The organism is Limosilactobacillus reuteri, from assembly GCF_020785355.1.
Classification (GTDB): Bacteria; Bacillota; Bacilli; order Lactobacillales; family Lactobacillaceae; genus Limosilactobacillus; species Limosilactobacillus reuteri_I.
In genome coordinates this window covers 1-209 of record NZ_JAJGVH010000017.1, presented here as the reverse complement: position 1 = coordinate 209, position 209 = coordinate 1, and the positions used below count along the sequence as shown (strand labels likewise).

Annotated in this window: 1 rRNA gene; it reads left to right on the top strand. The window is 36.4% G+C overall.

Annotation, left to right across the window (positions count from 1 at the left end):
- Positions 1-123 precede the first annotated feature (123 nt).
- A 23S ribosomal RNA gene (locus LMB56_RS00100) occupies positions 124-209 on the top strand; the annotation flags it as partial.

The window sequence follows — 209 nt, the reverse complement described above, 5'->3', positions numbered from 1 at the left end:
AAACTAAATACTATCTAATTTCTTTATTAACAAAACAATAAACCGAGAACACCGCGTTATTTGAGTTTTAATTAACGAATTATAATCGCTAACTCAATTAATCAAACAATCTTTGATTGTTTAGGTTAAGTTATGAAGGGCGCATGGTGAATGCCTTGGTACTAGGAGCCGATGAAGGACGGGACTAACACCGATATGCTTCGGGGAGC